27 protein-coding genes are annotated in these 26,903 nt (G+C 66.7%); 11 read left to right on the top strand and 16 right to left on the bottom strand.

Annotated elements, in window-relative coordinates:
- Window positions 1-15 precede the first annotated feature (15 nt).
- Window positions 16-1,254: a TIGR03862 family flavoprotein gene (locus AB0T83_RS04645; RefSeq protein ID WP_366191879.1), complete on the top strand. Its 1,239-nt coding sequence runs from the start codon at window positions 16-18 to the stop codon at window positions 1,252-1,254.
- Here AB0T83_RS04645 and AB0T83_RS04640 read toward each other — a convergent pair.
- The 5 genes from AB0T83_RS04640 to AB0T83_RS04620 form a co-directional block, all read right to left on the bottom strand.
- The gene (locus AB0T83_RS04640; protein WP_366191878.1) at window positions 1,235-1,852 is read right to left on the bottom strand and encodes a glutathione S-transferase family protein; all 618 of its coding nucleotides are present in this window, start codon (window positions 1,850-1,852) and stop codon (window positions 1,235-1,237) included. The genes AB0T83_RS04645 and AB0T83_RS04640 overlap by 20 nt on opposite strands.
- 3 nt (window positions 1,853-1,855) lie before the next feature.
- A complete protein-coding gene (gene holA, locus AB0T83_RS04635; RefSeq protein ID WP_366191877.1) occupies window positions 1,856-2,881 on the bottom strand; it encodes a DNA polymerase III subunit delta in 1,026 nt (341 codons plus the stop codon).
- The gene (lptE, locus tag AB0T83_RS04630; protein WP_366191876.1) at window positions 2,878-3,390 is read right to left on the bottom strand and encodes an LPS assembly lipoprotein LptE; all 513 of its coding nucleotides are present in this window, start codon (window positions 3,388-3,390) and stop codon (window positions 2,878-2,880) included. Before lptE ends, holA begins: the two co-directional genes overlap by 4 nt.
- Window positions 3,377-5,941, bottom strand: a complete 2,565-nt coding sequence (gene leuS, locus AB0T83_RS04625; protein ID WP_366191875.1) for a leucine--tRNA ligase — start codon at window positions 5,939-5,941, stop codon at window positions 3,377-3,379. The genes lptE and leuS overlap by 14 nt, the downstream gene beginning before the upstream one ends.
- Before the next feature lie 65 nt (window positions 5,942-6,006).
- Window positions 6,007-6,474, bottom strand: coding sequence for a DUF3576 domain-containing protein (locus tag AB0T83_RS04620; protein ID WP_366191874.1), 468 nt, complete (start codon window positions 6,472-6,474; stop codon window positions 6,007-6,009).
- A gap of 253 nt (window positions 6,475-6,727) precedes the next feature.
- Between AB0T83_RS04620 and AB0T83_RS04615 the strand changes: the two genes are divergently transcribed.
- Window positions 6,728-7,690, top strand: coding sequence for a porin (locus AB0T83_RS04615; protein ID WP_366191873.1), 963 nt, complete (start codon window positions 6,728-6,730; stop codon window positions 7,688-7,690).
- A 107-nt stretch (window positions 7,691-7,797) separates the two neighbouring features.
- The gene (locus AB0T83_RS04610; RefSeq protein WP_366191872.1) at window positions 7,798-8,454 is read left to right on the top strand and encodes a YggS family pyridoxal phosphate-dependent enzyme; all 657 of its coding nucleotides are present in this window, start codon (window positions 7,798-7,800) and stop codon (window positions 8,452-8,454) included.
- Window positions 8,455-8,463: 9 nt separating this feature from the next.
- Here AB0T83_RS04610 and AB0T83_RS04605 read toward each other — a convergent pair whose 3' ends face one another.
- Window positions 8,464-9,711 (bottom strand): AGE family epimerase/isomerase, encoded by a 1,248-nt coding sequence (locus AB0T83_RS04605; RefSeq protein ID WP_366191871.1) that lies wholly within the window; start codon window positions 9,709-9,711, stop codon window positions 8,464-8,466.
- Window positions 9,712-9,986: 275 nt separating this feature from the next.
- Here AB0T83_RS04605 and AB0T83_RS04600 point away from each other — a divergent pair, with 275 nt between their 5' ends.
- On the top strand, window positions 9,987-10,400 hold the full coding sequence (locus AB0T83_RS04600) for a rhodanese-like domain-containing protein (protein ID WP_366191870.1): 414 nt from the start codon (window positions 9,987-9,989) through the stop codon (window positions 10,398-10,400).
- Window positions 10,401-10,422: 22 nt separating this feature from the next.
- The gene (locus AB0T83_RS04595) at window positions 10,423-11,058 is read left to right on the top strand and encodes a VOC family protein (protein WP_366191869.1); all 636 of its coding nucleotides are present in this window, start codon (window positions 10,423-10,425) and stop codon (window positions 11,056-11,058) included.
- Window positions 11,059-11,066: 8 nt separating this feature from the next.
- On the opposite strand, the gene AB0T83_RS04590 is transcribed toward AB0T83_RS04595, so the two are convergent.
- On the bottom strand, window positions 11,067-12,323 hold the full coding sequence (locus AB0T83_RS04590) for an arylsulfotransferase family protein (protein WP_366191868.1): 1,257 nt from the start codon (window positions 12,321-12,323) through the stop codon (window positions 11,067-11,069).
- 201 nt (window positions 12,324-12,524) lie between these two features.
- Between AB0T83_RS04590 and AB0T83_RS04585 the strand changes: the two genes are divergently transcribed.
- From AB0T83_RS04585 to AB0T83_RS04565, 5 genes are all read left to right on the top strand, one after another.
- Entirely contained in the window at window positions 12,525-13,694 is a 1,170-nt protein-coding gene (locus tag AB0T83_RS04585) for an iron-containing alcohol dehydrogenase (RefSeq protein WP_366191867.1), read from the top strand.
- Window positions 13,695-13,792: 98 nt separating this feature from the next.
- Window positions 13,793-15,268: an NAD-dependent succinate-semialdehyde dehydrogenase gene (locus AB0T83_RS04580; RefSeq protein WP_366191866.1), complete on the top strand. Its 1,476-nt coding sequence runs from the start codon at window positions 13,793-13,795 to the stop codon at window positions 15,266-15,268.
- A 106-nt stretch (window positions 15,269-15,374) separates the two neighbouring features.
- Complete coding sequence (locus tag AB0T83_RS04575; RefSeq protein WP_366191865.1) at window positions 15,375-16,376, top strand: zinc-dependent alcohol dehydrogenase; 1,002 nt, start codon at window positions 15,375-15,377, stop codon at window positions 16,374-16,376.
- A 1-nt stretch (window position 16,377) separates the two neighbouring features.
- Window positions 16,378-16,782, top strand: a complete 405-nt coding sequence (locus AB0T83_RS04570; protein ID WP_366191864.1) for a 6-pyruvoyl trahydropterin synthase family protein — start codon at window positions 16,378-16,380, stop codon at window positions 16,780-16,782.
- Window positions 16,779-17,567, top strand: coding sequence for a class I SAM-dependent methyltransferase (locus AB0T83_RS04565; protein WP_366191863.1), 789 nt, complete (start codon window positions 16,779-16,781; stop codon window positions 17,565-17,567). The genes AB0T83_RS04570 and AB0T83_RS04565 overlap by 4 nt, the downstream gene beginning before the upstream one ends.
- Here AB0T83_RS04565 and AB0T83_RS04560 read toward each other — a convergent pair.
- Both AB0T83_RS04560 and AB0T83_RS04555 read right to left on the bottom strand, forming a co-directional pair.
- A complete protein-coding gene (locus tag AB0T83_RS04560; RefSeq protein WP_366191862.1) occupies window positions 17,543-18,304 on the bottom strand; it encodes a RibD family protein in 762 nt (253 codons plus the stop codon). The genes AB0T83_RS04565 and AB0T83_RS04560 overlap by 25 nt on opposite strands.
- Before the next feature lie 80 nt (window positions 18,305-18,384).
- Window positions 18,385-19,500, bottom strand: coding sequence for a THUMP domain-containing class I SAM-dependent RNA methyltransferase (locus AB0T83_RS04555; RefSeq protein ID WP_366191861.1), 1,116 nt, complete (start codon window positions 19,498-19,500; stop codon window positions 18,385-18,387).
- An 88-nt stretch (window positions 19,501-19,588) separates the two neighbouring features.
- Between AB0T83_RS04555 and AB0T83_RS04550 the strand changes: the two genes are divergently transcribed.
- The gene (locus tag AB0T83_RS04550; protein ID WP_366191860.1) at window positions 19,589-20,413 is read left to right on the top strand and encodes a fructosamine kinase family protein; all 825 of its coding nucleotides are present in this window, start codon (window positions 19,589-19,591) and stop codon (window positions 20,411-20,413) included.
- A gap of 2 nt (window positions 20,414-20,415) precedes the next feature.
- Here AB0T83_RS04550 and AB0T83_RS04545 read toward each other — a convergent pair whose 3' ends face one another.
- From AB0T83_RS04545 to bioB, 7 genes are all read right to left on the bottom strand, one after another.
- A complete protein-coding gene (locus AB0T83_RS04545) occupies window positions 20,416-21,045 on the bottom strand; it encodes a helix-turn-helix domain-containing protein (protein WP_366191859.1) in 630 nt (209 codons plus the stop codon).
- Between the two features lie 415 nt (window positions 21,046-21,460).
- Complete coding sequence (locus AB0T83_RS04540) at window positions 21,461-22,231, bottom strand: methyltransferase domain-containing protein (protein ID WP_366191858.1); 771 nt, start codon at window positions 22,229-22,231, stop codon at window positions 21,461-21,463.
- Window positions 22,228-22,848, bottom strand: a complete 621-nt coding sequence (locus AB0T83_RS04535) for a pimeloyl-ACP methyl esterase BioG family protein (protein WP_366191857.1) — start codon at window positions 22,846-22,848, stop codon at window positions 22,228-22,230. The genes AB0T83_RS04540 and AB0T83_RS04535 overlap by 4 nt, the downstream gene beginning before the upstream one ends.
- Before the next feature lie 6 nt (window positions 22,849-22,854).
- Window positions 22,855-24,138: an adenosylmethionine--8-amino-7-oxononanoate transaminase gene (bioA, locus tag AB0T83_RS04530; RefSeq protein WP_366191856.1), complete on the bottom strand. Its 1,284-nt coding sequence runs from the start codon at window positions 24,136-24,138 to the stop codon at window positions 22,855-22,857.
- A complete protein-coding gene (gene bioD / locus AB0T83_RS04525) occupies window positions 24,135-24,761 on the bottom strand; it encodes a dethiobiotin synthase (RefSeq protein WP_366191855.1) in 627 nt (208 codons plus the stop codon). Before bioD ends, bioA begins: the two co-directional genes overlap by 4 nt.
- On the bottom strand, window positions 24,758-25,897 hold the full coding sequence (locus tag AB0T83_RS04520) for an 8-amino-7-oxononanoate synthase (protein ID WP_366191854.1): 1,140 nt from the start codon (window positions 25,895-25,897) through the stop codon (window positions 24,758-24,760). Before AB0T83_RS04520 ends, bioD begins: the two co-directional genes overlap by 4 nt.
- Window positions 25,894-26,871, bottom strand: a complete 978-nt coding sequence (gene bioB / locus AB0T83_RS04515; protein ID WP_366191853.1) for a biotin synthase BioB — start codon at window positions 26,869-26,871, stop codon at window positions 25,894-25,896. Before bioB ends, AB0T83_RS04520 begins: the two co-directional genes overlap by 4 nt.
- Window positions 26,872-26,903: the final 32 nt, after the last annotated feature.

Here is a 26,903-nt window from a genome sequence, read left to right as displayed (position 1 = left end):
CAAGGATGGCGCATCGTGGCCGCAGGACAAGAGCAGGTTGAGGCACTGATCATCGGCGCGGGCCCGGCCGGGATGATGGCTGCCGAGGTGCTTGCGCAGGCAGGCCACCGCGTGGTGCTGGTCGAGGCCAAACCATCGATCGCGCGCAAGCTGCTGATGGCGGGCAAATCCGGGCTGAACCTGACCAAGGCCGAAGATCCGGCGCGGTTCCTCGCCGCCTATGGCACAGCCGCCGACTGGCTGGCGCCGCTGCTGGCGGGCTTCGGTCCCGAGGCGGTGCAGGATTGGGCGCGCGGGCTGGGCCAGCCGGTGTTCACCGGCTCCACCGGTCGGGTGTTTCCCAAGGTGATGAAAGCCTCCCCGCTGGTGCGGGCCTGGGCCGCGCGGCTGGGCGCGCTGGGGGTCGAGAGGCGCACGCGCTGGCGTTGGACCGGTTGGGATGGCGCGGCGGTGCTGTTCGACACGCCCGAAGGGCCGCGCCGGGTGCTGGCGGATGCGACCGTGCTGGCGCTTGGCGGGGCAAGCTGGGCGCGGCTGGGGTCCGACGGTGCCTGGGCCGGGATTCTGGCGGGTGCGGGCGTGACCCCGACCCCCTTCGCCCCGGCCAACGCCGGCATCTGCATCCATTGGTCGCCGCATATGTCCCGCCATTTCGGCACCCCGGTGAAGGGCGCGGCCCTGCGCGCCGGACCGGTGCTGTCGCGCGGCGAATTCGTGATCTCGGCGCGCGGGCTGGAAGGCGGCGGGGTCTATCCGCTCAGTCCGCAGATGCGGGCGGGAGCCCGGCTTCACGTCGATCTTCTGCCCGATCGCACGGCGGCGTGGATCACCGAAAGACTGGCGCGCCCGCGCGGCAAGGCCACGGTGGCCGCCCATCTGCGCAAGAGCCTGAAGCTGGATCCCGCACGGCTGGCCCTGTTGCAGGAGTTCGGCCGCCCGCTGCCCGACACTCCCGAGGCGCTGGCGCGCTGCCTCAAGGCACTGCCCATAGCCCACACCGGTCTGCGCCCGCTGGACGAGGCGATATCCACAGCCGGGGGCGTGCCGCGTGCAGCCCTGGACGACGGGCTGATGCTGACGGCCCGTCCCGGCACCTTCTGCGCCGGGGAAATGCTGGACTGGGAAGCGCCCACCGGCGGCTATCTGCTGACCGGCTGTCTTGCCACGGGGCGTCACGCCGGACGCGCCGCCGCGGCGTGGCTGTCGGGCGGAACGCTGGACGCAAGCGTCGAGATCAGCCCGCGTCTGAGTTGAGTGCCGCCTGCCCGCGCGCCACCGCCGCCTTGTAGGCCGGTCGCGCCTGCATCCGCGCCAGATAATCGTCCAGCTCCGGCAGGTTCAGGTCGAATTTCGCCACATTGGCCCAGTTCAGGCAATGGGCGGCAAGGATGTCAGGGACGGTCAGAACCTCGCCCATCAGGCAGGGACCGTCGCCGATGCGCCGCGCCAGCGCCTTGGCCGAGCGTCGCATCTCCCACCGCAGGCTGTCCTTGATGGCGGGCATCCGGTGTTCCTCAGGCAGGATGAAACTGTGCCGCGCGGCGGTCCACAGCGCCGCATCGAACTGGTCCAGCAGGAAATGCGTCAGCCCGTCCTGGCGGGCGCGCTCCATCGAGCCTGCAGGATAGGTCAGAACCTCGTGCCGGTCGGACAGAAAGTTCAGGATCGCGGTGCTGTCGGTCAGCGGCTCGCCCTCGACCAGAAGGATCGGTACCTTGCCCAGATCGTTGTGGGCGACGACCCGGTCCGATTGCGGCGGCGCCGGGATCAGATCATAGTCCAGCCCCGCTTCCTCCAGCATCCAGATCACGCGGAAGGTGCGGGTGCGCGGCAGTCCGATCACGGTGTACATGGTTCAACGTCTCCCCAGATATGTCAGACGGAACAGGGCCCGTTCCATCAATGCGGCCTGCGGCGCCGTGGCCCCGGCCGCGCGCAGCGCCAGATCGGTTTCAACCAGCACCGCCAGCGCCTCTTCCAGCCGTGCGGCCCCCCAGTGCTGGGCCTGCCGCTGCATGGCGTTGCGGCGCGGGCCGAACAGCGGCGGCCGCAGCCGGGCGACGCCCTCGGACACGCCGCCGGGATGGGCGGCGATCATGTGCAGGGTACGGAAATGCATCAGCGCCCCGATGCACAGGGTCACCGGCGCGACGCCCTGATCCTTCAGCCGCCGCAGTGTGGTGGCCAGCGCATCGGCGCGTCCGCCCGCCACCACCGCCAGAAGCTGATCGACTTCGGCCTCGGTGGACAGGGGGGCGATGGCGGCAATATCCTCGCCGCTGACCGGCGCGGGATCGTTCAGCTTGTACAGCGCCAGTTTTTCCACGTTCTGGGCGAAATCGCCGGGGTCGAGGGTTTCGGCCAGCGCCACCAGATCGTCCATCGCCGCGCGCGGCAGATCCCGCAGCCCGGCCTGCGCCAGTGCAGCCTCGATCTCAACGCGGTTGGGTGGATCGGCATAGACCGCTGCTGCATAGACCGACTTGTGCGTCTCGAACAGCTTGCGCAGGGCCGAGGATTTTTTCAGGTTGCCGGCGGTCACGACGATCTGCGCATCGCCGGGCTGCCAGGCCTCCAGCGCGGATGTCACGGCACCGGCCAGACTGTCGGGGGCCATGTCCACGAAGACCACGCGCGGGCCGGGAAAGAACCCCGCCGCGCGGGTCGCATCCCCCAGCGCCGCCGGATCGCCGCGCAGATCGCCGGGGGCCAGCCGGGTCAGCCGCATCTCGGCCTCGCCTTCAGGCCCCACAAGCGCGGCGATGACCTGCTGGCGTTTCAGCGCCACGCGCATGGCGTCGGGACCATAGATCAGCAGCCCCGCCTTCTTCGGGTCCGGGCGGGCAAAATACCCGGCCGCATCCCGTGCAGATAGTTTCACCGCGACAACTCCGGCCCGGCGATCAGGCGCGACATGATCTTGTCGGCCAGGATCACCGTCAGGCGGTCATAGCCGTCACGCTCGGCCGCCTGCGTGGACACCGAAATGCCCGACGAGTTGTAGCTGGAAAACCCGTCCACCCGCCCCGACATGGCAACGCCGCCGGTCGAAGTGTCGACCAGCTGATAGGTCGCCACGCCGATCAGGTTGAACTGGTTGGTGCTTTGCGCGGTGGTGATCGCCACCCGTTCGGAGCGGGTGCGCAGGGTATAGCTCAGCCGGTAGCGCGGCGATTGCGGCGGCCCCAGCCGATCCTGCAACGCCTGCCCCAGAGAAAACTCCACATTGCCGTTCTGGAAGGCCACATCGACGTTGCCCGACAGGGCCGCGCCCTGTCCGCCAGGCGCGTAAACCGGCGTGAATTCACAGGCCGAGGCCACAAGAACCGCCGCCAGCGCGGCCAGAGTGCCGCGCCTTGTCGGCCCGGGGCTGGTCTCAGACCACCACATTGACGATGCGCCCCGGCACCACGATCAGCTTTTTTGGCGCGCCGCCGGCCAGGGCCTTCAGCACCGCCTCATGGGCCAGCACCACGGCCTCGATCTCGGCCTTGGGCATGTCCTTGGCGACCGAGATCTCGGCCTTGCGCTTGCCGTTGATCTGGATCGGCAGGGTCACATTGGCCTCGACCAGCAGCGCCGGATCGGCCTTCGGCCAGGCGGCTTGCGCGACAAGCCCTTCGCCCTTCAGCATCGACCAGATTTCCTCGGCCAGATGCGGGGTCATCGGCGACATCAGTTGCGCCATCACCCGCAGCGCGCGGGCCCGGTCGGCCTCGAGCGCCTTGGATTTGTGCAGCGTGTTGGTGAACCCATAAAGCTTGGCCACCGAAGTGTTGAAGGCAAAGCCCTCGATCCCCTCGGTCACGTCGCGGATGGCACGGGCGGTGGCGCGAGCCAGATCGTCGTCGCCGATCTCGCCGCCGGCCTCGGCATGGGCGGCCAGCTCGCTGGCCATGCGCCAGACCCGCGACAGATGCTTGAAGGCGCTTTCGGCCCCGGCTGCGGTCCACTCCACGTCGCGCTCAGGCGGGCTGTCGGACAGCATGAACCAGCGCGCTGTGTCGGCGCCGAAACCGGCTACGATGGCCACCGGATCGACGACATTCTTCTTGGATTTGGACATCTTGGCCGAGGGAATCACCTCGACCTCGGTGCCATCCGCCAGCTTGCCGTCCTGCACATCTGTCGGCAGGTGATAAACCGGGCGGCCCCGGTCATCTCGGGTCTGATAGATCTCATGGGTGACCATGCCTTGCGTGAACAGCGCGTTGAACGGCTCCTTCGCGCTGTCAGGCAGATGCCCGCAGATCGCCATGGCGCGAGCGAAGAACCGCGAATACAGCAGATGCAGAATCGCGTGTTCGATGCCGCCGATATACTGGTCGACGTTCATCCAGTAGTCCGCCTCGGCCCGGTCGGTGGGCGTCACCGCCCCCGGCGAGGTGAACCGCGCGTAATACCATGAACTGTCCACAAAGGTGTCCATGGTGTCCGTTTCGCGCTTGGCGGGCGCGCCGCAGGCGGGGCAGGGCACATCGCGCCAGGTCGGATGCCGGTCCAGCGGATTGCCGGGCTTGTCGAAACTGACATCCTCGGGTAGGCGGACCGGCAGGTTTTCCTTTTTCTCCGGCACCACGCCGCAGGTCTCGCAATGCACCACCGGGATCGGACAGCCCCAGTAGCGCTGCCGCGACAGCCCCCAGTCGCGCAGCCGGAACTGGGTCACGCCCTCGCCCCATCCGGCGGATTCCGCCGCCGCGATGGCCGCTGCAACTCCTTCCTCGCCGGTTTTCGGATCGCCCGCGAAAGCCATGACATAACGCACAGCTTCGGTTTTCGCGGGCACGAATGCTTCTTTTTCTTGGTCCAAATACTCAGGCCCGGCCTCCGCGGGCGCATCGGCGGGCACGAAGACCGATTTGATCGGCAGGCCGTATTTGCGCGAGAACTCGAAATCGCGCTGGTCATGGGCCGGGCAGGCAAAGACCGCGCCGGTGCCATAGTCCATCAGGATGAAATTGGCGATCCAGACCGGCAATTCCCAAGACGGATCAAGGGGGTGGCGTGCCTTCAACCCTGTGTCGAAGCCTTTCTTCTCGGCGGTTTCCAGATCCGCCTCCGAGGTGCCCATGCGCCGGCATTCGGCACAGAAGGCGGCGATTTCGGGGTTCTCGGCTTCCAGCGCACGGGCCAGCGGATGGTCGGGCGAAATGCCGACGAAGCTGGCCCCCATCAGCGTGTCGGGCCGGGTGGTGAAGACCTCGATCTTCTCCTGCCCGCCGGCGGGCGCGGTCAGGTCGAAGGCGAACTTCAGGCCCTGGCTTCGGCCGATCCAGTTGGCCTGCATGGTGCGCACCTTCTCGGGCCAGTCGGTCAGCCCGTCCAGCGCGGTGAGCAATTCCTCGGAATGCTCCGAGATGCGGAAGAACCACTGCGTCAGCTCCTTGCGCTCGACCAGCGCGCCCGAGCGCCAGCCGCGCCCGTTTTCCACCTGCTCGTTGGCCAGAACGGTCATGTCCACCGGATCCCAGTTCACCACCGCGTTCTTGCGATACACCAGACCCTTGTCGAGGAAGTCGATGAACAGCGCCTGCTGCTGGCCATAGTATTCGGGATCGCAGGTGGCGAATTCGCGCGACCAGTCCAGCGACAGCCCGAGGCTGGCGAATTGCTGCTTCATGTTGGCGATATTGGCATAGGTCCATTCGCCGGGATGGATCTTGCGCTCCATAGCGGCGTTTTCCGCCGGCAGGCCGAAGGCGTCCCAGCCCATCGGATGCATCACCGAGAATCCCTGCGCCGCCTTGTAGCGCGCCACCACGTCGCCCATGGCGTAGTTGCGCACATGGCCCATGTGCAGCGCGCCCGAGGGGTAGGGGAACATCTCGAGCACGTAATACTTGGGACGGCCCGGGTCGGCCTTGGCCCGGAACACCTCGGCCTCGTCCCAGGCCTGCTGCCATTTTGCTTCGATGGTGGCGGCGTCGTATCGCGACATGGGCTGATCTTTCTGATTCTTGGTCTTGGTCACACCGGCCGGACGCTGCCGCCCCGAAACCGGCGTTACAGGTTCTGGTCGCGGATGCGCAGCATACGGGCGTGGGTCAGGATCGCGTCTTCCACCGCGCGCACGGTGTCCGGCGAAGCCGGGCCCGAGCGTGACGACAACGCCAGGTTCAGCGACCGGGCATCCAGCGCCGGGTCCTGCACATAGACGGTGGCGCGATAGGCGCGGCTGCCGCCGGGCGGTGTGCCATAGCCCATCACGATGACGCCGGAAAACGGATCCGAGGCCTCGACCGGCATGAAGTCCAGCACCTCCAGCGCGGCGGTCCACAGGTAGCGGTTCACTTCCAGCGTGACATTGGGGTCGTCGACATTCTGGAACAGGTCCCACAGGGTCGAGTCGGGCACCGGATCATCCCCGGCCAGAGGCACCTCGGTCACCTGCTGCCCGGTCGGGCCACAGGATGCCAGCCCGGCACAGATCAATACCGTGCACAGCAAGGGGCGACTGGGTTTAAAGGTCATGCGCGTCGTTCCTGATCCTGATGTCCTGCAATCCCTAGCCGACCCCCTTGCCGCGGACAAGCCAAAGGCCGCAGCATCCGCTTGCCGTACCGCCGCGGCGCCGGTTTCACTGTGGCAAAGCTGCACCAATTCGGGATCATGATTTGCGGTTGCTTTCGGTGCTTCTTGTTTTGGGCGGCGGAAAGCGAGAGATAGGGTCCAGCTCAAACGGGTGCTCCCGATTTGAGGACCACCTTTATCTACGAGGGAACCGATGAAAAAGATTCTTCTTGCCTCGACCGCACTGGTCGTAACCGCGGGTATCGCAGCCGCAGATGTCAAAGTTTCGGGCGACGGCCGTATGGGTGTTGTCTACTACGATGACGCATTCGCACGTGTCGACAACTACGGCGAAGAGCAGAACTGGCAGTTCAACAGCCGGATCCGCATCAAGTTCGCAGCTTCGGGTGAAACCGACGGCGGCATGACCTTTGGCGGCTCGATCCGTGCAGACAACTCCATCGGTGGCAAAAGCGGCACCGAAGGCGAAGTCTTCATCTCGTCCGACACTTTCGGCACCCTGGCAATGGGTGACGTGGACGGCGCAGCCGAGACCGTTGTTGGCGACCTGGCCATGATCTCGCTGCAGGGTCTGTTCGACCAGAACGAAATGCTGTACCTGTTCGGCGCCAACGATCCGTCGGCTCTGTACACCTACGCCTGGGAAGGCCTGACCCTGGGTCTGTCGCTGTCGGACGACCAGGAATACTCGGTTGGTGCCGGCTGGGACGGTGGCATGTGGGGCGTTGGCCTCGGCTACGAATACCTGCCTGAAGGCGGTACCGTGCAGATCTCGATCGACGGCACCGACTACGACATCTTCACCAACGTGGGCGAAGACACCGAGCAGGTGATCGGTCAGGCCTATGTGACCTTCGCGAACATCACTCTGAAGGGTGCTTACGGTCAGATCTCGCAGGGCAGCCAGGACGCTGACCAGTACGGTGTGTCGGCCATCGGCGACTTCGGTCAGTTCTCGGTCGCAGCCTACTACCGCGTCCTTGAAGGTCTGAAGGGTGCAACCTCGACCATTGGTACCATCACCGACGACAAGCTGGAAAACTACGGTCTGGGTGCTTCCTACGACCTGGGCGGCGGCGCATCGCTGGTTGGCGGTATCGCGTCGGTCTTCGGCGGCGACACCACCGGCGACTTCGGTCTGAAGTTCGCGTTCTAATCTGAACACGATCTTGATTGGGAGAGCGGGCCTTCGGGTCCGCTCTTTCCTTTTGTGCGCCTGCATGTTTGAACATTCCCGACTGTTCAGGAAGCCATGAGACGCCCATGCCTCTTGCCGAAATAACTGCCCGCATCCACAAGGCCGAAGCCGCTGCCGGCCGGCCGCAGGGCAGCACCACACTGATCGCCATTTCGAAGGTTCAGCCGCTGGAACGCGTGACCGCGGTACTGGACGAAGGCCACCGGGTGTTCGGCGAGAACCGCGTGCAGGAAGCTACCGGACGCTGGACCCCGCTGCTGGAGCAGTACGACCGGCTGGACCTGCATCTGGTCGGGCCGCTGCAATCGAACAAGCTGCGCCCAGCAGTGGAACTGTTCGGCACCATCCATTCACTGGACCGCGAGAAACTGGCGCGCAAACTGGCCGATCTGGCGCAGGAGCGCGGGCATTGCCCGAAGCTGTTCGTGCAGGTCAACACCGGGGCCGAGCCGCAGAAGGCCGGGGTTCTGCCCGAGGCCTTGGATGCTTTCGTCGGGGCCTGCCGCGCCATGGATCTGACACTGGACGGGTTGATGTGCATCCCGCCGGTGGACGAGGAACCCTCGCTGCACTTCGCGCTGCTGCGCAAGATGGCCGAGCGCAACGGGCTGACCGGCCTGTCCATGGGCATGAGCGCCGATTTCGAACAGGCCATCGCACTGGGTGCCTCCCATGTGCGCGTCGGCTCGGCCCTGTTCGGCGCCCGCGTTTCAGCCGGATAGGCGCCCCGCTCAGGCCGAGGGCAGATCCTGCAGGCTGGGCGCGATGTGCGACAACGCCGGGCTGAGCGGAAACAGGCAGGCCTGAAGCGCGTGGTAGATGTCGGGCTTGCCATTGAACTGCGTCGCGGTCGGTTGGCCCTTGTCGTCCACCTCGTGAAACCAGCCGCCGTGGTCCGTATCGATGAAATGGGACGCGGCGAACTGCCAGAGCTGGCGGTAGCGGGTTTCGTCCTGGCGGTTGCGCTCCATTTTCAGCAAGGCGGCGTAGGCGCCGATGGCCTCGGTCACCGGCCACCAGTAGCGATCCCGGATGCCGGGGCTGCCGCCATGCTTCAGGGTGTAAAAGATCCCGCCGCGGTCGCTGTCCCAGGCATCTTCGAAGGCCGTGTCGATCAGCTTGCGTGCGGTCTGTGGGGCGCGGTCGTCGGTGCGCCCGGTCAGATCCCAGTATTGCAGCAGCAGTCGCCCCATTTCGAAGGAATGGCCGGGGGTGGTGCCTGCGGGGCGGAACATCGGATCGCCGGAATAGTCCCGGTCGACCGACCAGTCGCCGGTGTAATGCTCGGGGATGCGCCAGCCGTTTTCCGGCGCCTTGCCGTACAGGAAGAACGCGAAGATGCTTCCGGCCCGGTCCAGATAGACCTGCCGTCCCGTGGCTTCATAGGCGGTCATCAGCCCCTCGGCCCCGTGCATGTTGGCGTTCATGCCGCGATAATCGGAAAACGGGGTCCAGTCGCGGTTGTATTCGTCGCTCAGCAGCCCCGGCGCGTTTTCCCAATAGCGCTGGTCCAGAACCTCGGTGACATCGGCGATCAGCCGGTCGGCATCCGGATGCCCCACCATCCGCGCGCTCGACCCGGCCAGAAGCACATGGACATGTCCATAGGCCAGCTTGCGCGGGTCGGCCGCGGTCTGCCCGTCGATGCCCCAAAGATAGCCGCCGTGCTGGCGGTCGCGGTGGCTGTTCCACAGCAGATCCATGCCGCGGTCGATGATCGCGTCGCCATCCTCGCGCCCCAGCAATTTGCCCAGGGCATAGGAATGGACAAGCCGGGTGGTCAGATGCAGCTCCTGCAGCGTGCTTGGCAACGGGCTGCCGTCCACCGCCAGGTTCTGAAAGCCGGGTCCGGGGCCAAGGGCGGCACGATGGAAATCCAGCAGCGCCCCGGCCTGATTGCGCAGCCAGCGGCGATGCTCGGGCGTGTCGATCCAGAACAGGTCGGGGTCGGCGGGGCCGGCGGATGCAAGGTCGGTCATCGGGCACTCTTTCTGGCAAAAGCGGGCGCCAGCACAGGGGGCCGGCACGGATTCGCGAGCAAGGATACCCAAGCCCTCGCGGAATGAAACCGCAATCCGACGTGACGGTCGCGGGGTCCGAACCGGGCCCTTGCCGTCGTCAACTCGCCCATAACACGAACAAGGCGCGCGAATCTGCGTCAACACCCCCCGGATCGGCCCAAGCCCGGTTGCGCGACTCTGCCCGGCAAGGCACGCTGGAGATACCTGTTTGTTGCCAGCTCAGGACCAGACCCATGAGACTTCAGACTCCGGTTGCCGAGATGGTCGCCGCCGCACGCGCCCGGATTACCGAGATCGAGACGCCGGACCTGATTGCGCGTCTTGGGGATCCGGACCTGATTGTCGTGGATATCCGCGATGTGCGCGAACGACAGAGGTCGGGTTATATCCCCGGCAGTTTCCATGCGCCGCGCGGCATGGTGGAATTCTGGGTCGATCCCGACAGCCCGTATTTCAAGACGATCTTCGGCCAGCAGGATAAAAGCTTTGTCTTCCATTGTGCCTCGGGGTGGCGGTCGGCGCTGACCGTGGCCACCCTGCAGGACATGGGATTTGACGCGGCGCATCTGCGTGAGGGATTTTCCACCTGGGAAAAGCACGGCGGACCGGTGGAGTTTCCGGCGTCGCGCAAGGTAGAGCCGGGCTGACCGCGCCACGGATGCCGCCGCCATGACCCCGCAACTGGATCATATCGTGCTGGGCTGCGCCCGGCTGGATCGGGGCGCCGACGCCCTGCGCGACAGGCTGGGCGTGACCCTGCCCGACGGCGGCCAGCATCCGGCGATGAGTACACACAACCGGCTGACCCGGCTGGGGGAGGCGGCTTATTTCGAACTGATCGCGGTCGATCCCGAAGCCCCCGATCCGGGGCGGCCGCGCTGGTTCTCGCTGGATGATCCGGGCACGCAGGCCCGTCTGGCCGCGCGCCCCCGCGCGTTGTGCTGGGTAGTGGCGGTTGATGATCTGGAGGCCGTGGTGGCCCGCAGCCCGGTCGATCTGGGCGAGGTGCTGAGCCTGTCCCGTGGCGATCTGACGTGGCGGCTGACCGTGCCGCGCGATGGGCACCTGCCCGAAGGCGGGCTGCTGCCGGCCTTCATCGAATGGCCCGGTGGGCGAAGCCCTGCAAGCCGCCTGCCGGATCAGGGATTGAATCTAACCGCCATCCACCTGCGCCACCCCGCGCCCGAGGGGTTCGGCCAGACGCTGGAGGCGCTTGGCCTGTTGCCGCTGGTGCAGCTTCATTCCGGCCCGCGCGCCCTGTCCTTCGAGATCGAAAGCCCGACAGGCCCCGTTACGCTGGACTGACCCCGCGCCTAGTTGGAGCAGCTGGGCAGGGTGTCGAAGAAATCCGGCCCCACATGCACGCCCGTGGTGATGATCGAGTTGTAGTCCCCGCTCAGCACGTTGGAAATCTCGCGCACCAATTCGCCCTCGGCGGTCAGTTCGATCACCCGGCCCTCCATCGGAGCCGAAACCAGCCAGTTGCCGTTGGGCAGCCGTTCCTGCTGGCCCATGATGTAGCTGTCGAACTCAAACCCCGAACCGGCGAACTTGTCGCGCACCTTGCCGGTGGTCATGTCCATCTCGAGGATGGTCGAGCGCATGCGATGGGTGTTGTTCGAATAGACGGTGATGGTGCCGTCAGGGTGGAAATCCGCGTCGTGCTGATGCTCCCAAGGGCCGGCCTGGTGCCATTTCAGCTTGCCGGTCTGGCGATCAACGACGCCGACAAGGTCGATGGCGCGATGCGACATGATCAGATCGCCGGCCTCGAACTGTGGAAAGGCATCGGCCCAGGCGGCGGGCAGAACCTCCACATCGTTGGGGTGGATGATGTCGGGGATCTCGTCGGTCTTGGCCTCCATGTTCCAGCGGAAATGTTCGGGGATGCGGAAGGCCATCAGGGCGTCGGGATCCGGCAGCAGCACGTCCTGCACCAGGTCGATGGATTCCAGCGTCTCGCCGGTGTCGGCATCCACCCGCACCATCTGCTGGTCATGGCCGCCGTCCCAGTATTTCGACGTCCAGGTCCAGAAGCCGCCCAGATCGGGGTCTTCCGTCAGCGAATGGTGGTACACGACGTCGGTCCGCCGCCAGATCGGCGCGCCGCAGGCATCGAATCGCGCCATCCCGAAGGCATCGTCGAAATTCGCCACGACAGAGCCGTCGGGCAGGGGCCGCACCGCATGCACGAATTCCATCTCGCTGCCGTCGTCGATCACCTTGGAGTGGTCGATCTTCCACGAATGCAGCACCGTGCCGTTCTCGTCGATCAGGTCGGTGACATAGCCCGGCTCGGGGCTGGCGATGCGGTTGATCAGCAGATAGCCCGGCGCGATCTTGTCGGCCTGATGGACCACGTAACGGTCATCGGGCATCCGTGGCGGGCGGCGCAGATAGGTGCCATCAGGCACCACGTATCCGGTTGCGCGCCAGGATTTCACCGCCTGCTTGGTGTCGTTGAGCATTTTCCAGGGGGCCCAGTCCTTGTGGGTCGTCCACATGCCCCCGAGGAAGGCCAGCACGCCAACGAGAAACAGGGCAGAGAGAAGAGAAACAATTCGGGACATGAGACCAGCCGCACCATGGAAATTTCCCGCAGCGTGAAGGATTGGGGCGCGAAGTCAACCACGTGCGACAGGCCTCCCTGACGCAGGGTGCGGTCACCTTCCGGGAATCATCGGACAGAAGGCGGGCCGGTCCGGCGCGCCCGCCCTTGATCTGACACCGGATTTGCTCCCATCCTTGGCCCGCAACGAGGGGAGCGCGGCGTGGATTTTACATTCTGTACCACAGGCACCATCCGCCAGCAGCGGGGCGGGGCGGCACAACTGGGCCGCCTTCTGGCCGACACCCCGGCCACCGCCGGGGTGCGCCGCCTTCTGGTCGTTACCGATCCCGGCATCATGCGGCTGGATCTTGCCGGTCCGGCGCTGGCCGATCTTGCCGCGTGTGGCATTGCCGTCACCCTGTTCGACAGTGTCGAGCCAGATCCCAAGGCGCAGACGGTGCAGGCGGCGGCGGATCTGGCCCGCGACTGCGGCGCGCAGGGGGTGATCGGCTTTGGCGGCGGCTCGTCGATGGATGTGGCCAAGGTCGTGGCGCTGTTGGCCCGGTCGGATCAGCCGCTTGACGACATTTACGGCGTCGGCATGGCGCGCGGCCAGCGTTTGCCGCTGGTGCTGGTGCCGACCACCGCCGGCACCGGTTCTGAGGTCACGCCGATCTCGATCCTGACCACCGGCACGCAGGAAAAAAAGGGCGTGGTCTCGCCACTGCTGCTGCCCGATCTGGCGCTGCTGGATGCCACGCTGACCCTTGGCCTGCCGCCGGCAATCACCGCCGCCACCGGGGTTGATGCCATGGTGCACGCGATCGAGGCCTACACCTCGGCCAGCCCCAACAACAACCCGATCTCGCGCCAGTTGGCGGTGCAGGCGCTGACGCTGCTGGGGGCGAACATCCGCACGGCTGTGGCGCAGGGCGGGGACATCGACGCGCGGGAAAACATGGCGCTGGGGTCCCTGCTGGCCGGGCAGGCCTTTGCCAATGCGCCCGTGGCGGCGGTGCACGCGCTGGCCTATCCGGTGGGCAGCCTGTTCCATGTGCCGCACGGGCTGTCCAATGCGCTGGTGCTGCCGCATGTGATGCGTTTCAATGCGCCCGCCTGCGGTCCCGCCTATGCCGAATTGGCGCCGCACCTGTTTCCCGATATCGACATGGCCCGCGACAGCCAGGCCATTGCCGCCGATCTGATCGCGCGTCTGGCGGATCTGAACGCCGACCTGGGCCTGCAACCGGGCCTGCGCAGCGTCGGTATCGGCGCGGATGATATCGACCGGCTGGCCAGTGACGCCATGAACCAGACCCGCCTGCTGGTGAACAATCCGCGCCCGCTGACGTTGGAGGATGCGCGGGCAATTTATCGCGCCGCCCTGTAAACACGGGATTGCCGACCCCGGCAGTTTCGCTCAGACATGCACTGACGTTCGGGCCAAGACGGCAGATTGCCTGGCCCACAGACCTGAAGGACACCACGATGACTCGATCCGCTCTCTCTGACCGCCTGTCCAACCCCGCCCTTCTGATCGAAGCCGGTTTCATCGCTGGCGAATGGGTCGCCGAAAGCCTGCAGGACGATCGCTTCGATGTGAAAAACCCCTCGACCGGGGAAGTTCTGGCCTCGCTGCCCGATTTCGGTGTGACCGAAACCCGCGCCGCCATCGATGCGGCCTACACGGCACAAAAGGAATGGGCCGCGCGTACCGGCAAGGAACGCGCCGCCATACTGCGCAAATGGCACGATCTGATGGTGGCCAATGCCGACGATCTGGGCGCGATCCTGACCGCCGAGATGGGCAAGCCGCTGGCCGAGGCCAAGGGCGAGATTCTCTATGGTGCCAGCTTCATGGAATGGTTCGGCGAAGAGGCCAAGCGCATCTACGGCGACCTGATCCCCGGCCACCAGCGCGACAAGCGCATCATGGTGATGAAGCAGCCGGTCGGCGTGGTGGCCTCGATCACGCCGTGGAACTTTCCCAACGCCATGATCGCCCGCAAGGTGGCCCCGGCGCTGGCGGTGGGCTGTGCCATGGTGTCGAAGCCCGCAGGCGAAACCCCGCTGTCGGCGCTGGCCATGGCCAAGCTGGCCGAAGAGGCGGGCGTGCCGGCGGGCATTTTCAGCGTTGTGACCTCGAAAAGCTCCTCGGCCATCGGCAAGGAATTTTGCAGCAATCCCAAGGTGCGCAAGCTGACCTTCACCGGCTCGACCGAGGTGGGCCGGATCCTGATGGGCCAGTCGGCGGAACAGATCCAGAAAACCTCGATGGAACTGGGCGGCAATGCGCCCTTCATCGTCTTCGACGACGCCGATCTGGATGCGGCGGTGGAAGGGGCGATGATCTCGAAATACCGCAACAACGGCCAGACCTGCGTCTGCGCCAACCGGATCTACGTGCAATCGGGGGTCTATGACGCCTTTGCCGAGAAACTGGTGGCCGCGGTCCAGAAGATGAAAATCGGCGACGGATTCGAGGACGGCGTGACCACCGGCCCGCTGATCGACAAGGGCGCGGTCGAGAAGGTCGAAGACCATATCGCCGACGCGGTGGGCAAGGGCGCCAAGGTGGTCACCGGCGGCAAGCCGCACGCACTGGGCGGCACCTTCTTTCAGCCGACGGTTCTGACCGGCGTCACCGATCAGATGAAGGTCGCCAGCGAGGAAACCTTCGGCCCCGTCGCACCGCTGTTCCGCTTCGACACGGTGGATGACGTGATCGAAAAGGCCAATGACACGATCTTCGGCTTGGCCGCCTATTTCTACGCCCGCGATCTGGGCCGGGTCTACAAGGTGGTCGAGGCGCTGGAATATGGGATCGTCGGGGTGAACACCGGCATCATCTCGACCGAGGTGGCGCCTTTCGGCGGCGTCAAGCAGTCGGGGCAGGGGCGCGAAGGCTCGAAATACGGCTGCGAGGACTATCTGGAGATGAAATACGTCTGCCTCAGCCTCTGAGCTGCGCCTCGCGCAGATGTGACCCGGCGGGCGGCGAAAACCGCCCGCATCCGCCCGTGTCCCGTGTTCCCCTGCCCCAAGCACTGGCGTAGGCAGGCGGGACCCCGTGACGGAGATCGCCTTGGACACAGCCCGCAGCCTTTGGACGACCGCGCCCGGCCAGATGGCCCTGCGCACCGAGGATCTGCCGGTGCTCGCCGACGGGCAGTTGCGGCTGCGCGCCCTGTGCTCGGGGGTCAGCCGGGGGACCGAGGCGCTGGTGCTGGCCGGTGATGTGCCCGACAGCCTGCACGCCACCATGCGCTGCCCCGGTCAGGACGGGGAATTTCCCTTCCCGGTGAAATACGGCTACGCGCTGGTGGGCGAGGTCGTGGACGGCCCCTTCGACCGTCTGGGCCAGACAGTGTTCACCCTGCATCCGCATCAGGATCACGCGGTAGTACCGGCAACCATGGCCGTGCCGCTGCCCGAGGGGCTGCCGCCCCTGCGCGCGGTGCTGACGGCCAATATGGAAACCGCGCTGAACCTGTGCTGGGACAGCGGCGCCGCGCCCGGCGATCGGGTGCTGGTGGTGGGCGCCGGGGTGGTCGGCCTGCTGGTGGCGGGCCTGATCCGCGACATTCCAGGCACAAGGGTTGTGCTGTGCGACATCAACCCCGCCCGCCGCGCGGTGGCCGAGGCGCTGGGTCTGTCCTTTGTGTTGCCCGAGGGTGTTCCAAGGGACGTCGATATTGCCATCAACCTGTCGGCCAGCGGGGCCGGGCTGCAATGCGCGCTTGACGCCGCCGGTCAGGAAGCCACGGTGGTCGAGGGCAGCTGGTACGGCTGCCGCGCCACAAACCTGAACCTGGGCGGCGGCTTTCATCCCCGGCGCCTGACCCTGAAATCCAGCCAGGTCGGCCATCTGCCGCCCGGCCGCGCCCCGCGCTGGTCCTTCACCCGCCGTCTGCAAACCGCCATGGCGCTGCTGCGCGACCGTCCCGCGCTGGACCTTCTGGTGCGCCAGACCCTGCCGTTTGCGAAGGCGCCCGAGCGGCTGCCGCCCCTGCTGGCACCGGGCGCTGACGCCCTGTGCCCCGTCCTGATCTACCCCGAAACTGGAGCCTGACATGTTCGCGCTGGAAGTCCGAGACCACATCATGATCGCCCATTCCCTGCCCGGAGAGGCCTTTGGCCCGGCGCAGGGCGTGCATGGTGCCACCTTCGTCGTCGACGTGACCTTCTTCCGGGCGGAACTGACCGAGAATGACATCGTGGTCGATATCGGTCTGGCCGCCGAGGCGCTGAAACGCGTCCTCGCGCCGCTGAACTACAAGAACCTCGACGAGCTGGATGTCTTCAACGGCCGCCGCTCCACCACCGAGGTTCTGGCCCATCACATCTTCTCCGTCCTGAAAGGTGAAATCGCCGCTGGCGGGTTGGGCGAGGATGCCCGCGACATCACCCGGATGCGGGTCACGCTGAACGAAAGCCATGTCGCGCGCGCCTGGTACGAGGCGGATCTCGACCTGTGAGCGGTTTCGATCCGGTCTGGCTGGCATTGCGCGAACCCGCCGACCGGGCGGCGCGCGATGCCGGGTTGATCGAACGGGCGGCGGCGGGGCTGCGCGGTCATATGGCGGCGCAGATCTGCGATATCGGCGCGGGCGCCGGCGCGGCCTTGCGCGCCTTTTCCCCGGTGTTCCCGAAGAGCTGCCGCTGGACCTTCGTGGACAATGATGCCGAGGTGCTGGCCGCTGCCCGGCAAGCCTGTGGGCCGGAGGTTGCATTGCGGCAGGTGGACCTGAGCCTTGAGCCCGCCCCATGGCCCGAGGATTGCGCCCTCGTCACCGCCACGGCGTTCTTCGATCTGGCCGGGGCGGGTTGGGTGGACCGCTTTGCCGCCGCACTGGCGCGCGACCGGCTGCCACTGCTGGCCTGCCTGACCTACGATGGCGTGATGCGGTTTGCCCCGGCGCATCCGCTGGATGCGGCGATCACATCCGCCTTCAACCGCCACCAGCAGACCGACAAGGGGCTGGGTGGTGCAGCGCTGGGACCGAAGGCGACGCCCTATCTGGTAGCGGCGTTGCAAGGGCGCGGCTATCGCTGCCGGACCGCGCTGACCCCCTGGCGGCTGACCCCTGCGCATCATGGCAGGCTGATCGAGACGCTGGTGACGGGCATTGCCGGGGCCGCCGCCGAGATCGGCGATATCACTGCCGCGCAGGCCGAGGCCTGGGCGGAAGATCGCAACGCCCGGCTGTCAGAACTGCAGGTGGGCCATCTGGACCTTTACGCGGTGCCGCCCGCGTCCTGATCCGGCGGTGCCAGATCACAGGCGACAAGAATGTCGCCATCGGGAAAGACATGGGTCTTGCAGTCTGGCCGCAGGGCTTCGGACAGTTTGGCGATCGGCGGCAAGACCACGCCGGGCTGGCCCGAGCCGAGGATCAACTGCCCGTAAAGCAGATGCAGGCTGGTGATCTGACCATCGGCCAGAAAGCGGCCCAGCGTGTCGGCGCCGCCCTCGACCAGCAACCGGATCAACCCGCGCTGCGCCAGTTCCGCCACCAGATGCTGGGGTGGAATATCCCCACCGGGCACCGCGATCCGCTCTACATGCGCGGGCAGGTCTTGGGCGCCGCCAAAGACCAGCGACCGGGTGCCGTCGTCGGCCCAGACCCGCGCGCGGGGCGACACCCGCCCGTTGGGGTCGATCACCACCCGCGCGGGGTGGCGTCCGTGGCACAGGCGCACCGTCAGTTGCGGATCATCTGCAAGTGCCGTGCCCGAGCCCACGATTACCGCATCCACCAGCGCCCGCAGACGATGCAGATGCGCCAGCGCATCGCGCCCGTTGATGTATTTCGAATCGCCCGTCTGTGTGGCGATCCGCCCATCCAGCGACAGCCCAAGCTGCGCGACCACACAGGCGCGGTCCTGCCGCCGCGCCTCGATCAGGGTCGCGAAAGCGTTCCAGAATGCGGGGGTGTCCGCGCGAAGATCGGGGTATTCGGTGCCCTCGATCAGGTCATGCCAAGTCTTGTCTAACATGCGCCGACCCTAACAAGTGCGGGCAGGGAAGGTCATGAAAATCATTCGTGAACAGACTGTAAGAAACCCAGGCTGGCGCCTCAGGGCAGGGGGCCGGTCTTGTGCAGCGTCACCTTCAGGCCGCCGAAGGCCACAGAAGGGCCCGAGGGTAAAAACGGTAGTTCCGTGGCCCGCGCCAGCCCGCCGTCCGAGGTCACCAGCCCCACCCGCCAGCCGGAGAACCGTGTCGCCAGCGTCTTTCCAAGGCTGCCGTACAGGCCGAACAGCAACTTGCGGTTGCCGATGCGCGCGCCGTAGGGCGGGTTGACGATGACCAGACCGGGCGGACCGTCTGGCGGGGCGATGTTGCTGACCGGTTTCATGTCGAACTGCACCATATCCTCGACCCCGGCACGGGCGGCATTGGCGATGCTGAAGCGGATGGCGCCCGCGTCGCGGTCACTGCCGTAGAAGCGGGCGTCGGTGGCTTGCGGCATCTGGGCGTCGCGCAGCGCCTGCCAGCGCCCGGCGTCGAAACTGGCCAGATGCTCGAACGCGAAGCTGCGGCTGCGCCCCGGTGCCAGCCCGCAAGCGATTTCCGCCGCCTCGATCACGAAGGTGCCCGAGCCGCACATCGGGTCCACAACCGTTTCTTTCCCGTCATAGCCGCAATCGCGCAGGAACAGGGCCGCCATGGTTTCGCGCATGGGGGCCTTGCCCACGGCCTCCTTGTGGCCGCGTTTGTGCAGCGCCTCGCCCGAGGTGTCGACGCTGAGGGTGACCAGATCATCCTCGATCCGCGCCTTCACGGTGATCGCGGCCTCGGCAGAGATTTGGGCGCCCAGTTCCTCGGCGATGGCGCGTTCGATCCGCTGGGTGGCGGCCTTGGCGTGATAGATGCGCGAGCGTTTGCAGGTGGCCTCGACCCGCACGGGCAGATCGGGGCGCAGCACCTCGGCCCAGGGAAACTTGCGGGCGCGCTTGTCCAGTTGCGCCAGATGGAGGGCGCGGAAACTGCCGATCCGGGCCAGCACCCGGCCCGCACCGCGCAATTGCAGGTTGGCACGCCAGACCTCGGGCCAGCCGCCCTGTATGGTCACGCCACCGGGCACCGCATTGGGCTGGTCGAAGCCCTGTTCGCGGGCCTCGGCGCACAGCAATGCCTCAAGGCCCGGGGGTGCCATCAGGAAGATCTCGAAGTTGGGCTCTTGCGTCATGTGCTTCGCATACCCCGGAACACGGGCGGCTGCGAGGGGCTTGTCAGGCCAGGTCGAAACGCGCACCACGTAGACAGGAGGGCACCGCATGACACAGATGACGGCCCGCGACATCGCACATGCGGCGGGCATCGCGCTGAACACCCCGGTCACCGAGGCAGAGCGCCTGTCAGGGGGTGATCTGTGTGTGGTCCTGCGTCTGCATCTTGGGACCGGAGGTAGCGTGGTTGCCAAATCCGGCCCGGCACCTCGGGTCGAAGCAAAGATGCTGACGGCGATCCGGGCGACGGGGGTTCCGGCGCCGAAGGTTCTGGCGGTGTCGGACCGCGTGCTGGTGCTGGAAGACCTGCCCGATGATGGTGTGCTGAACGGCTCTGGCTGGCGCGCGCTGGGTGCGGCGCTGCGCAGACTGCATGGGACCACCGGCACGACTTACGGCTGGCCCGAGGACTATGCCTTTGGCGCCCTGCGAATCCCGAACGCGCCCGTCGCGGACTGGCCCGGCTTCTGGGCCGAACGGCGTCTGCTGCCCAAGGCCGCCGCCCTGCCGCCGCCGTTTGCACGGCGGTTGGAGGCGCTGGCGCGGGAACTGCCGAACCGCCTGCCGCGCACCCCCGCACCGGCCTTGCTGCATGGCGATCTGTGGTCCGGCAACCTGCTGGCGCAGCGCGGGACCTTCACCGGGTTGGTCGATCCGGCCAGCTATCACGGGCATGGCGAGGTCGACCTGGCGATGCTGCATCTGTTCGGCACCCCCGGCCCCGAATTTGCCGAGGCCTACGGCGCGACCGAACCGGGCTGCGCGACGCGCCGGCCGATCTATCAGCTGTGGCCCGCGATCGTGCATGTGCGCCTGTTCGGCGCGGGGTATCACGGGATGCTGGACGGGCTGTTGACGCGCTGCGGGGTCTGACCTCAGGACGCTTTCGGGGTCGAGATCACCGAGAGCACGCGCACCGGTACGCGGATCAACTCTTCCGGGCCATGCGGCGCATCGGCGTCGAAGAAGAAACTGTCGCCCGGTTGCAGATCATAGGTGTCGTCGCCGTGGCGATAGCGGATCTCGCCCTCCAGCACATAGATCAGCTCGACCCCGTCATGCTGAAACCCGGTGTGAATGTCGGCATTGTCGGTCAGGGTGATCAGGTAAGGCTCGACCGAGACACCGGTGTGGCTGGGGCCAAGATCGCCCAGCAGGTTGTAGCGATAGCTGTCGGGGGCACCGGTTCGGGTGATCTCGGCGGCATCGCTTGGCCGGACGTGCACCGCCTTGCGGCGCCGCTCATAGCGCTTGAAAAAGGTGGTGATCGGCACGTTCAGGGCCGTGGCCAGCGATTGCAGGGTCGTCAGCGACGGAGAAATATTACCGTTCTCGATCTTGGACAGCATCCCCATGGACAGGCCGGTCTTGCGCGACAGGTCGGCGACGGTCATGTCCTGCTGGTGGCGATGCGCGCGAACTTCGCGACCGATGGCCGATTCCAGATCCTTTTCGGGACGCGTGCGCGGGTCTTTCTTGTCCGGCTTGGAAACGGCTTGGGGCATTGGCTCTCCTGCAACTGGTCAACACACGGCTTTCACCACAGTGAAACCTAGCCGCGCCGGAAGCAGGGTACCAGAAGGTGGATACTCGCCCTATGGTAGAAGTGGCATAAACGGCACCCTCTGGGCGGATTTTCGCGCATTGGCCGGATCGTGGTGCGGATTTTCCGAAGATCCGAGGGGTTCAGTTGCGGCCTTCCCAAGGTGACGCGTGGGTAAGGCGCATCGCGCGGTGGCGGGACAAGCGGCGACTCGGCGCTTGCCTGCATCCTTACGTTCCGTGGCGCGGGTCTGCGCCGCCGACCGTGGCGGTTTCGGGGTGATAAATCCGACCCGGTCCGCCAGGAAGGGCCGGTTTCCTGCGGGGAATGAATGGCCGCAGGGAAGGGCGCCAGCATGGTGCAGGGGCCAGCCTGTCCTATGCCGTGCGGCGCGCCAGCACGAACACCGGGTGATAGGTCACCGGAAGCGCGCCCAAGCGGGCAAAGCGGTCGCGATAGCTGGTCTCGAACCGGGACAGGCGGCCCTTGCTCCAGATCTGGCCGGCCCCGGCGTTGACGCCGGTGCTGCGCAGGTGCCGCAGAACGGCCGGTGCATCGGGGAAGGCCAGCCGCATGTGCCGGTCTTCCACATGCAGAAGGGTCATTTCCTTCGGCAGAATCCCCGCCCATTCACCCGGCGCCACATAGCCCGGTGCGGCGGCGGTCGAGCCAAGCGCCTGCAATTCGTGAAACTGGTCGGGGCCGAACCCGCTGAGCGCCAACAGACCGCCGGGGGCCAGTTGCCGGCACAGCCGTGCCACTTCCCGCGCCGGATCGTCGAACCATTGCACGGTCGAGGCCGAGGCGATCAGGTCCAGCCGCGCGGGCAGGTCGATGGACTGGATCGGGCCGGGCAGAAAAAATGCCGCGCCGGGATGGGCGCGCAGGCGCGGGGCAAGAAGATCGGCGGTTTCCGGCAGCAGGTCGTTGACCCAGAACTGGCCGGGGTGCAGGTCGTCCAGCAGGTGCCGGGTCAGAAAGCCGGTGCCGCAGCCGAATTCCAGCACGCGGGCCGGGCGCGGTACGGCGTGGGCGCGGATCAGCGCGGCCAGATACGCCGCGATGCGGGCCTGGGCGCGGGCATCTCGGCCATAGGTCGGCAGGCCCCGGCGAAAGGCGCGGGCGACGCGGGTGATCTCGGCGCTCATGGCACGTCGTCCCAGCTTTGCCACTGGCCAAAGGGGGCATGCGGGGCGTCGATCTGTTGGAGGCGGTCGGCCTGCCCGGTCCAGACGCGCGCCATGTTGGCCGGGGGAAAGATGCGGTCGCGGGTGGGCAGCACTATGGCGTCGAATTGTGTGTCCGGCGCCGCACCGCGACTGGCAACGGCGGCAAGCTCCTCCTGCCGCGCCGCGATGTCGAGCGGTACGGGGGCCACCCGGTTTCCGAAGCAGCGCCGCTGGAAATTGGCGAAACTGGCCTCGGTCAGCGCCGCGCGGGTCTGGTCGACCACCGCGGGCGGGATGCCAAACCGGTCATCCACCGGCGACAATGTCCCGGCGATGGCGGTCTTGCGGGTGAATGGATCTGCGCGCCCGGCCTGCCAGTGGCCGTAAGCCGCCACGCCAAAGGACCAGGCCAGCAGCCGCCGCCGGGCATAGGCAGACAGGTCGGGCAGATCGAGGGTCAGGTCGCGGTAGTCGTCCACGAACAGCACATCCTGCGGCCCGGCCAGATGCGACAGGCAGTCGGCGCCGACGGCCCAGCCGCCGAAGACCACGATCACCTCGGAACCGCCGTCCCGTTTCAGCCAGCGCGCCTGCATGGGGCCTCACAGCACCTTGGCCAGATGCAGCATGGCGGCGGTGATCTGGCGCAGCTCATCGGGCGAGGTCACGAAGGGTGGCATGGTGTAGATCTTCTTGCCGAAGGGGCGCAGGAAGACGCCCATCTCCTTGCAATGCCCGTGCGCGATGTCGGCGCTGACCACATGGTCCATCTCGATCACGCCGATGGCGCCCAGCACCCGCACATCTGCCACGCCGGGCAAGGCGCGGGCGGGGGCAAGTTCGGCCCGCAACTGCGCCTCGATGGCCGCGACCTGCCCCTGCCAGTCGCCGCGCTGCAACAGCGACAGGCTGGCCCCGGCGGCGGCGCAGGCCAGCGGGTTGGCCATGAAGGTCGGCCCGTGCATGAACAGACCCGGATCGCCGCCGCCAATGCCTTCGGCGATCTTTTCGTTGGTCATGGTGGTGGCAAAGGACATGGTGCCGCCGGTGATTGCCTTGCCCAGACACAGGATATCGGGCTGGACGCTTGTGTGATCGGTGGCGAACATCTGGCCGGTGCGGCCAAAGCCGGTGGCGATTTCGTCGAAGATCAGCACGATGTCATGGGCATCGCACAGGGCGCGGGCGCGGTTCAGGTATTCGGGGTGATAGAAATACATCCCCCCCGTGCCCTGCACCACGGGTTCGAGGATAAGTGCGGCGATGCGGTCCTGATTTTCGGTCAGCAGCGCCTCAAGCGCGCCCAGACCATTGCGTGCCGGATCGTCGGACCAGTCGGCGTCAATGGCGATGGGCGGACGATCGACGAAATGCTGGATCGACAGGGCGCCGGTGAACAGGTGGTGCATCCCGGTGACCGGGTCGCAGACGCTCATCGCCTTCCAGGTGTCGCCGTGATAGCCCTGCCGGATCGTGGCGAATTCGCAGCGCGCGGGGCGACCCAGCGAGACTTGGTATTGCACCGCCATCTTCAGCGCCACTTCGACCGAGACCGAGCCGCTGTCGCAATAGAAGATCCGCTGCATCGTATCCGGGGCAAGGTCCAGCAGGCGCCGCCCCAGCTCGATCGCCGGATCATGGGTGAGCCCGCCGAACATCACATGTGGCAGCCGGTCCAACTGGTCGTGGACGTCCTTGGTGATGGTGGGGTGGCGGTGGCCGTGAATGGTGCTCCACCAGCTTGACATGGCGTCGATGATGCGGGTGCCATCGTCCAGGGTCAGCCAGACGCCCTCGGCCTCCTTCACCACAAACGTGGGGCCGGGCTTGGTGACATTGGTATAGGGGTGCCACAGGTGATGCTGGTCGAACTCTAGCGGAGTCATGCGGCCATGCTCTTGCGGATGCGGTCGATGTCGATGGCGATGAATTCTTCGCGCAGGGTTGTGGGCGTGAGCGAGTCCAGCAAGCCCAGCCGCCCCAGATGCGCCACCTGCCCGAAATCGCAGATCGTCTGTTCCACCTCGGGCTCTGCTGCGCCGATGAAGGCGATGCCGATCACCGGAACATCGCGCGCGCGCAGGGAGGCCAGCGACAGCAACGAATGGTTGATGGTGCCAAGGGCGGTGCGGGCGCACAGGATGACCGGCGCGCGCCAGCGGGCGATGACATCCAGATAGGTCGTGCGGCGGTTCAGCGGCACCAGCAGCCCGCCTGCGCCTTCGACCACCAGCGGGCCAGAGGTGTCGGGTAGGGTCAGGGCGATGTCGTCGATCTCGACCCCTTCGGCCTCGGCCGAGAGGTGCGGCGAGGCTGGAAGTTGCAGCCGCCACGCTTCGGGTAAGGTCGGGCGGCCGGACAGGCGGGCAACGATCTGGCTATCGGTGTCGTCCTCCAGCCCCGATTGCACGGGCTTCCAGTAGGTCGCGCCAAGGGCGGCGGTCAGCCCGGCCGAAAAGACGGTCTTGCCGATGCCGGTGTCGGTTCCCGTCACCACGACAGCGGTCATGCGGGCACCGTGTCGAGCACATGGGCAAGGTCGCGAAACAGGGCGTCCAGCACCCCGGCATCAACGTTCAGGGTGATCGAGATCCGCAGCCGGGCGGTGCCGCGCGGCACGGTGGGCGGGCGGATCGCGCGGATGTCATGGCCGCGCGCCTGCAACGCCTGTGCGGCGGCCAGCGCCCGTTTGTCGTCGCCCAGGATCACTGGCAGGATCTGGCTGTGCAGCCCGGTCAGCCCGCAATGGTCTTCGGCCAGCCGATGCGCCATGGCCACTTGTGCGCGCGCCCGGTCCGGCAGATCGGGGTTTCGGTCCAGTTCGGCCAGCGCCGCGCGCACCAGCGCGGCGTTCAGCGGCGAGGGTGCGGTGGCATAGATGAAGCTGCGCGCCTTGTTTACCAGCGTGTCGATCAGCACACCGTCGCCGCAGATCAGCGCGCCGGACACGCCCAGCCCCTTGCCACAGGTATGCAGGCTCAGCAGGTTGGAGCGGTTTGCAAAGTCGTGCGACAGCCCGCGCCCGCCGGGGCCCCAAAGGCCGGTGGCATGGGCCTCGTCCACCACCAGCACCGCGCCCTGCCGGTCGGCCAGCGCCATCAGCTCGGCCACCGGGGCAAAATCGCCATCCATCGAATAGACGCTTTCGACCGCGATCCAGACCTGCCCGTCGCCGCCCGCCGCGCGCCAGTCGGCAATCGCGGCCTCGGCGGCGGGGACATCATTGTGCGGGAAACTGCGGGTCTCGGCGCGGCCCAGACGCATCCCGTCATGGGCCGAGGCGTGGATCAACGCGTCATGCAGCACCAGATCGCCCTTCAGGGGCAGGGTCGAAAAGATCGCCGTGTTGGCCTGAAACCCGCCCCCCATGAAGAGCGCGCGTTCGGTCCCGAAAAAGGCCGCGGCCTCGGCTTCCAGCGCCTCATGCTCGGGCGTATTGCCACGCAGCAGGCGCGAGCCGCCCGCGCCCACCGGCACGCCCCGGTTCAGCGCCGCATGGGCCGCCGCCCGCATCAAGTCGGACTCGGCCAGCCCGAGATAGTCGTTGGAGGCAAAGTCATGCCCCGCACGCGGCGCCAGAACCCGGCGGCGTCCACGGGAGGTCAGGGACGCCAGCGCCTGCGCGTGGCGCGGAAATCCGGTCATCGCGATCCGTCGCAGCCCGGTGCCATGGCGTCGATCCCCAGACGGTCGAACAATTGCCCGTCCTTGTCCTCTTCCGGGTTGTCGGCGGTCAGCAGGGTGTCGCCCACGAAGATCGAATTGGCCCCGGCAAAGAAGCACATGGCCTGCATCTCGTCGCTCATCTCGGTGCGGCCTGCGGACAGGCGCACATGAGACTTCGGCATCAGGATGCGGGCCAGCGCGATGGTACGCACGAACTCGATGGGGTCGATCTTGGTCACATCGGCCAGCGGCGTGTCGGCGATCGGGATCAGCTGGTTGATCGGCACGCTGTCGGGATGTTCTTGCAGATTGGCCAGCGCCAGCAGCATGTCGACGCGGTCCATCTGCTGCTCGCCCATGCCGACGATGCCGCCGGCACAGACCTTGATGCCGGCTTCGCGCACGCGGTTCAGCGTGTCGATGCGGTCGGCGAAGGTGCGGGTGGTGATGATCTCGGAGTAATAGCGTTCCGAGGTGTCGATGTTGTGGTTGTAGTAGTCCAGCCCGGCATCCTTCAGGCGCAGCACCTGGTCGTCTTCCAGCATGCCCAGGGTCATGCAGGTTTCCATGCCCATCGCCTTGACGCCTTCGACCATGGCGGCCAGCGCCTCCATGTCGCGATCCTTGGGCGAGCGCCAGGCCGCGCCCATGCAATACCGTGTCGCGCCGCCGTCCTTGGCCTTCCTGGCCTCGGCCAGCACGCGCTCGACCTCGATCAGCTTGCTGGCGGACAGTTGCGCGCCGTTGCGCGCCGACTGGCTGCAATAGGCGCAATCCTCGGCGCAACCGCCGGTCTTGATGCTGAGCAGCTTGGAGCGCTGGACCTGATTGGGGTCGAAATTTGCGCGATGCACGCTGGCGGCCTGAAACAGCAGGTCGTTGAAAGGCTGATTGTACAGGGCCTCGGCTTCTTCCCGGGTCCAGTCGTGGCGCAGCGTCGTCGAATCCAGCATCGTGATTTCCCCTTAGAGCGACCGCAACCTAG

The organism is Meridianimarinicoccus marinus, assembly GCF_040689105.1.
GTDB lineage: Bacteria > Pseudomonadota > Alphaproteobacteria > Rhodobacterales > Rhodobacteraceae > Meridianimarinicoccus > Meridianimarinicoccus marinus.
Note: the sequence above shows the minus strand (reverse complement) of the source record. Positions and strands in the feature narration are given on the sequence as shown.

What these genes read in the sequence shown, in the direction of transcription:
- AB0T83_RS04610 (WP_366191872.1), top strand. Translation starts at nt 7,798, where the DNA reads ATGCCTCTTGCCGAAATAACTGCCCGCATCCACAAGGCCGAAGCCGCT.
- AB0T83_RS04570 (WP_366191864.1), top strand. Translation starts at nt 16,378, where the DNA reads ATGTTCGCGCTGGAAGTCCGAGACCACATCATGATCGCCCATTCCCTG.
- AB0T83_RS04595 (WP_366191869.1), top strand. Translation starts at nt 10,423, where the DNA reads ATGACCCCGCAACTGGATCATATCGTGCTGGGCTGCGCCCGGCTGGAT.
- AB0T83_RS04560 (WP_366191862.1), bottom strand. Translation starts at nt 18,304, where the DNA reads ATGTTAGACAAGACTTGGCATGACCTGATCGAGGGCACCGAATACCCC.
- AB0T83_RS04620 (WP_366191874.1), bottom strand. Translation starts at nt 6,474, where the DNA reads ATGACCTTTAAACCCAGTCGCCCCTTGCTGTGCACGGTATTGATCTGT.
- leuS (WP_366191875.1), bottom strand. Translation starts at nt 5,941, where the DNA reads ATGTCGCGATACGACGCCGCCACCATCGAAGCAAAATGGCAGCAGGCC.
- bioA (WP_366191856.1), bottom strand. Translation starts at nt 24,138, where the DNA reads ATGACTCCGCTAGAGTTCGACCAGCATCACCTGTGGCACCCCTATACC.
- AB0T83_RS04520 (WP_366191854.1), bottom strand. Translation starts at nt 25,897, where the DNA reads ATGACCGGATTTCCGCGCCACGCGCAGGCGCTGGCGTCCCTGACCTCC.
- bioD (WP_366191855.1), bottom strand. Translation starts at nt 24,761, where the DNA reads ATGACCGCTGTCGTGGTGACGGGAACCGACACCGGCATCGGCAAGACC.
- AB0T83_RS04545 (WP_366191859.1), bottom strand. Translation starts at nt 21,045, where the DNA reads ATGCCCCAAGCCGTTTCCAAGCCGGACAAGAAAGACCCGCGCACGCGT.
- AB0T83_RS04580 (WP_366191866.1), top strand. Translation starts at nt 13,793, where the DNA reads ATGACTCGATCCGCTCTCTCTGACCGCCTGTCCAACCCCGCCCTTCTG.
- AB0T83_RS04550 (WP_366191860.1), top strand. Translation starts at nt 19,589, where the DNA reads ATGACACAGATGACGGCCCGCGACATCGCACATGCGGCGGGCATCGCG.
- AB0T83_RS04605 (WP_366191871.1), bottom strand. Translation starts at nt 9,711, where the DNA reads ATGACCGACCTTGCATCCGCCGGCCCCGCCGACCCCGACCTGTTCTGG.
- AB0T83_RS04555 (WP_366191861.1), bottom strand. Translation starts at nt 19,500, where the DNA reads ATGACGCAAGAGCCCAACTTCGAGATCTTCCTGATGGCACCCCCGGGC.
- AB0T83_RS04600 (WP_366191870.1), top strand. Translation starts at nt 9,987, where the DNA reads ATGAGACTTCAGACTCCGGTTGCCGAGATGGTCGCCGCCGCACGCGCC.
- bioB (WP_366191853.1), bottom strand. Translation starts at nt 26,871, where the DNA reads ATGCTGGATTCGACGACGCTGCGCCACGACTGGACCCGGGAAGAAGCC.
- AB0T83_RS04590 (WP_366191868.1), bottom strand. Translation starts at nt 12,323, where the DNA reads ATGTCCCGAATTGTTTCTCTTCTCTCTGCCCTGTTTCTCGTTGGCGTG.
- AB0T83_RS04540 (WP_366191858.1), bottom strand. Translation starts at nt 22,231, where the DNA reads ATGAGCGCCGAGATCACCCGCGTCGCCCGCGCCTTTCGCCGGGGCCTG.
- AB0T83_RS04640 (WP_366191878.1), bottom strand. Translation starts at nt 1,852, where the DNA reads ATGTACACCGTGATCGGACTGCCGCGCACCCGCACCTTCCGCGTGATC.
- lptE (WP_366191876.1), bottom strand. Translation starts at nt 3,390, where the DNA reads ATGTGGTGGTCTGAGACCAGCCCCGGGCCGACAAGGCGCGGCACTCTG.
- AB0T83_RS04535 (WP_366191857.1), bottom strand. Translation starts at nt 22,848, where the DNA reads ATGCAGGCGCGCTGGCTGAAACGGGACGGCGGTTCCGAGGTGATCGTG.
- AB0T83_RS04615 (WP_366191873.1), top strand. Translation starts at nt 6,728, where the DNA reads ATGAAAAAGATTCTTCTTGCCTCGACCGCACTGGTCGTAACCGCGGGT.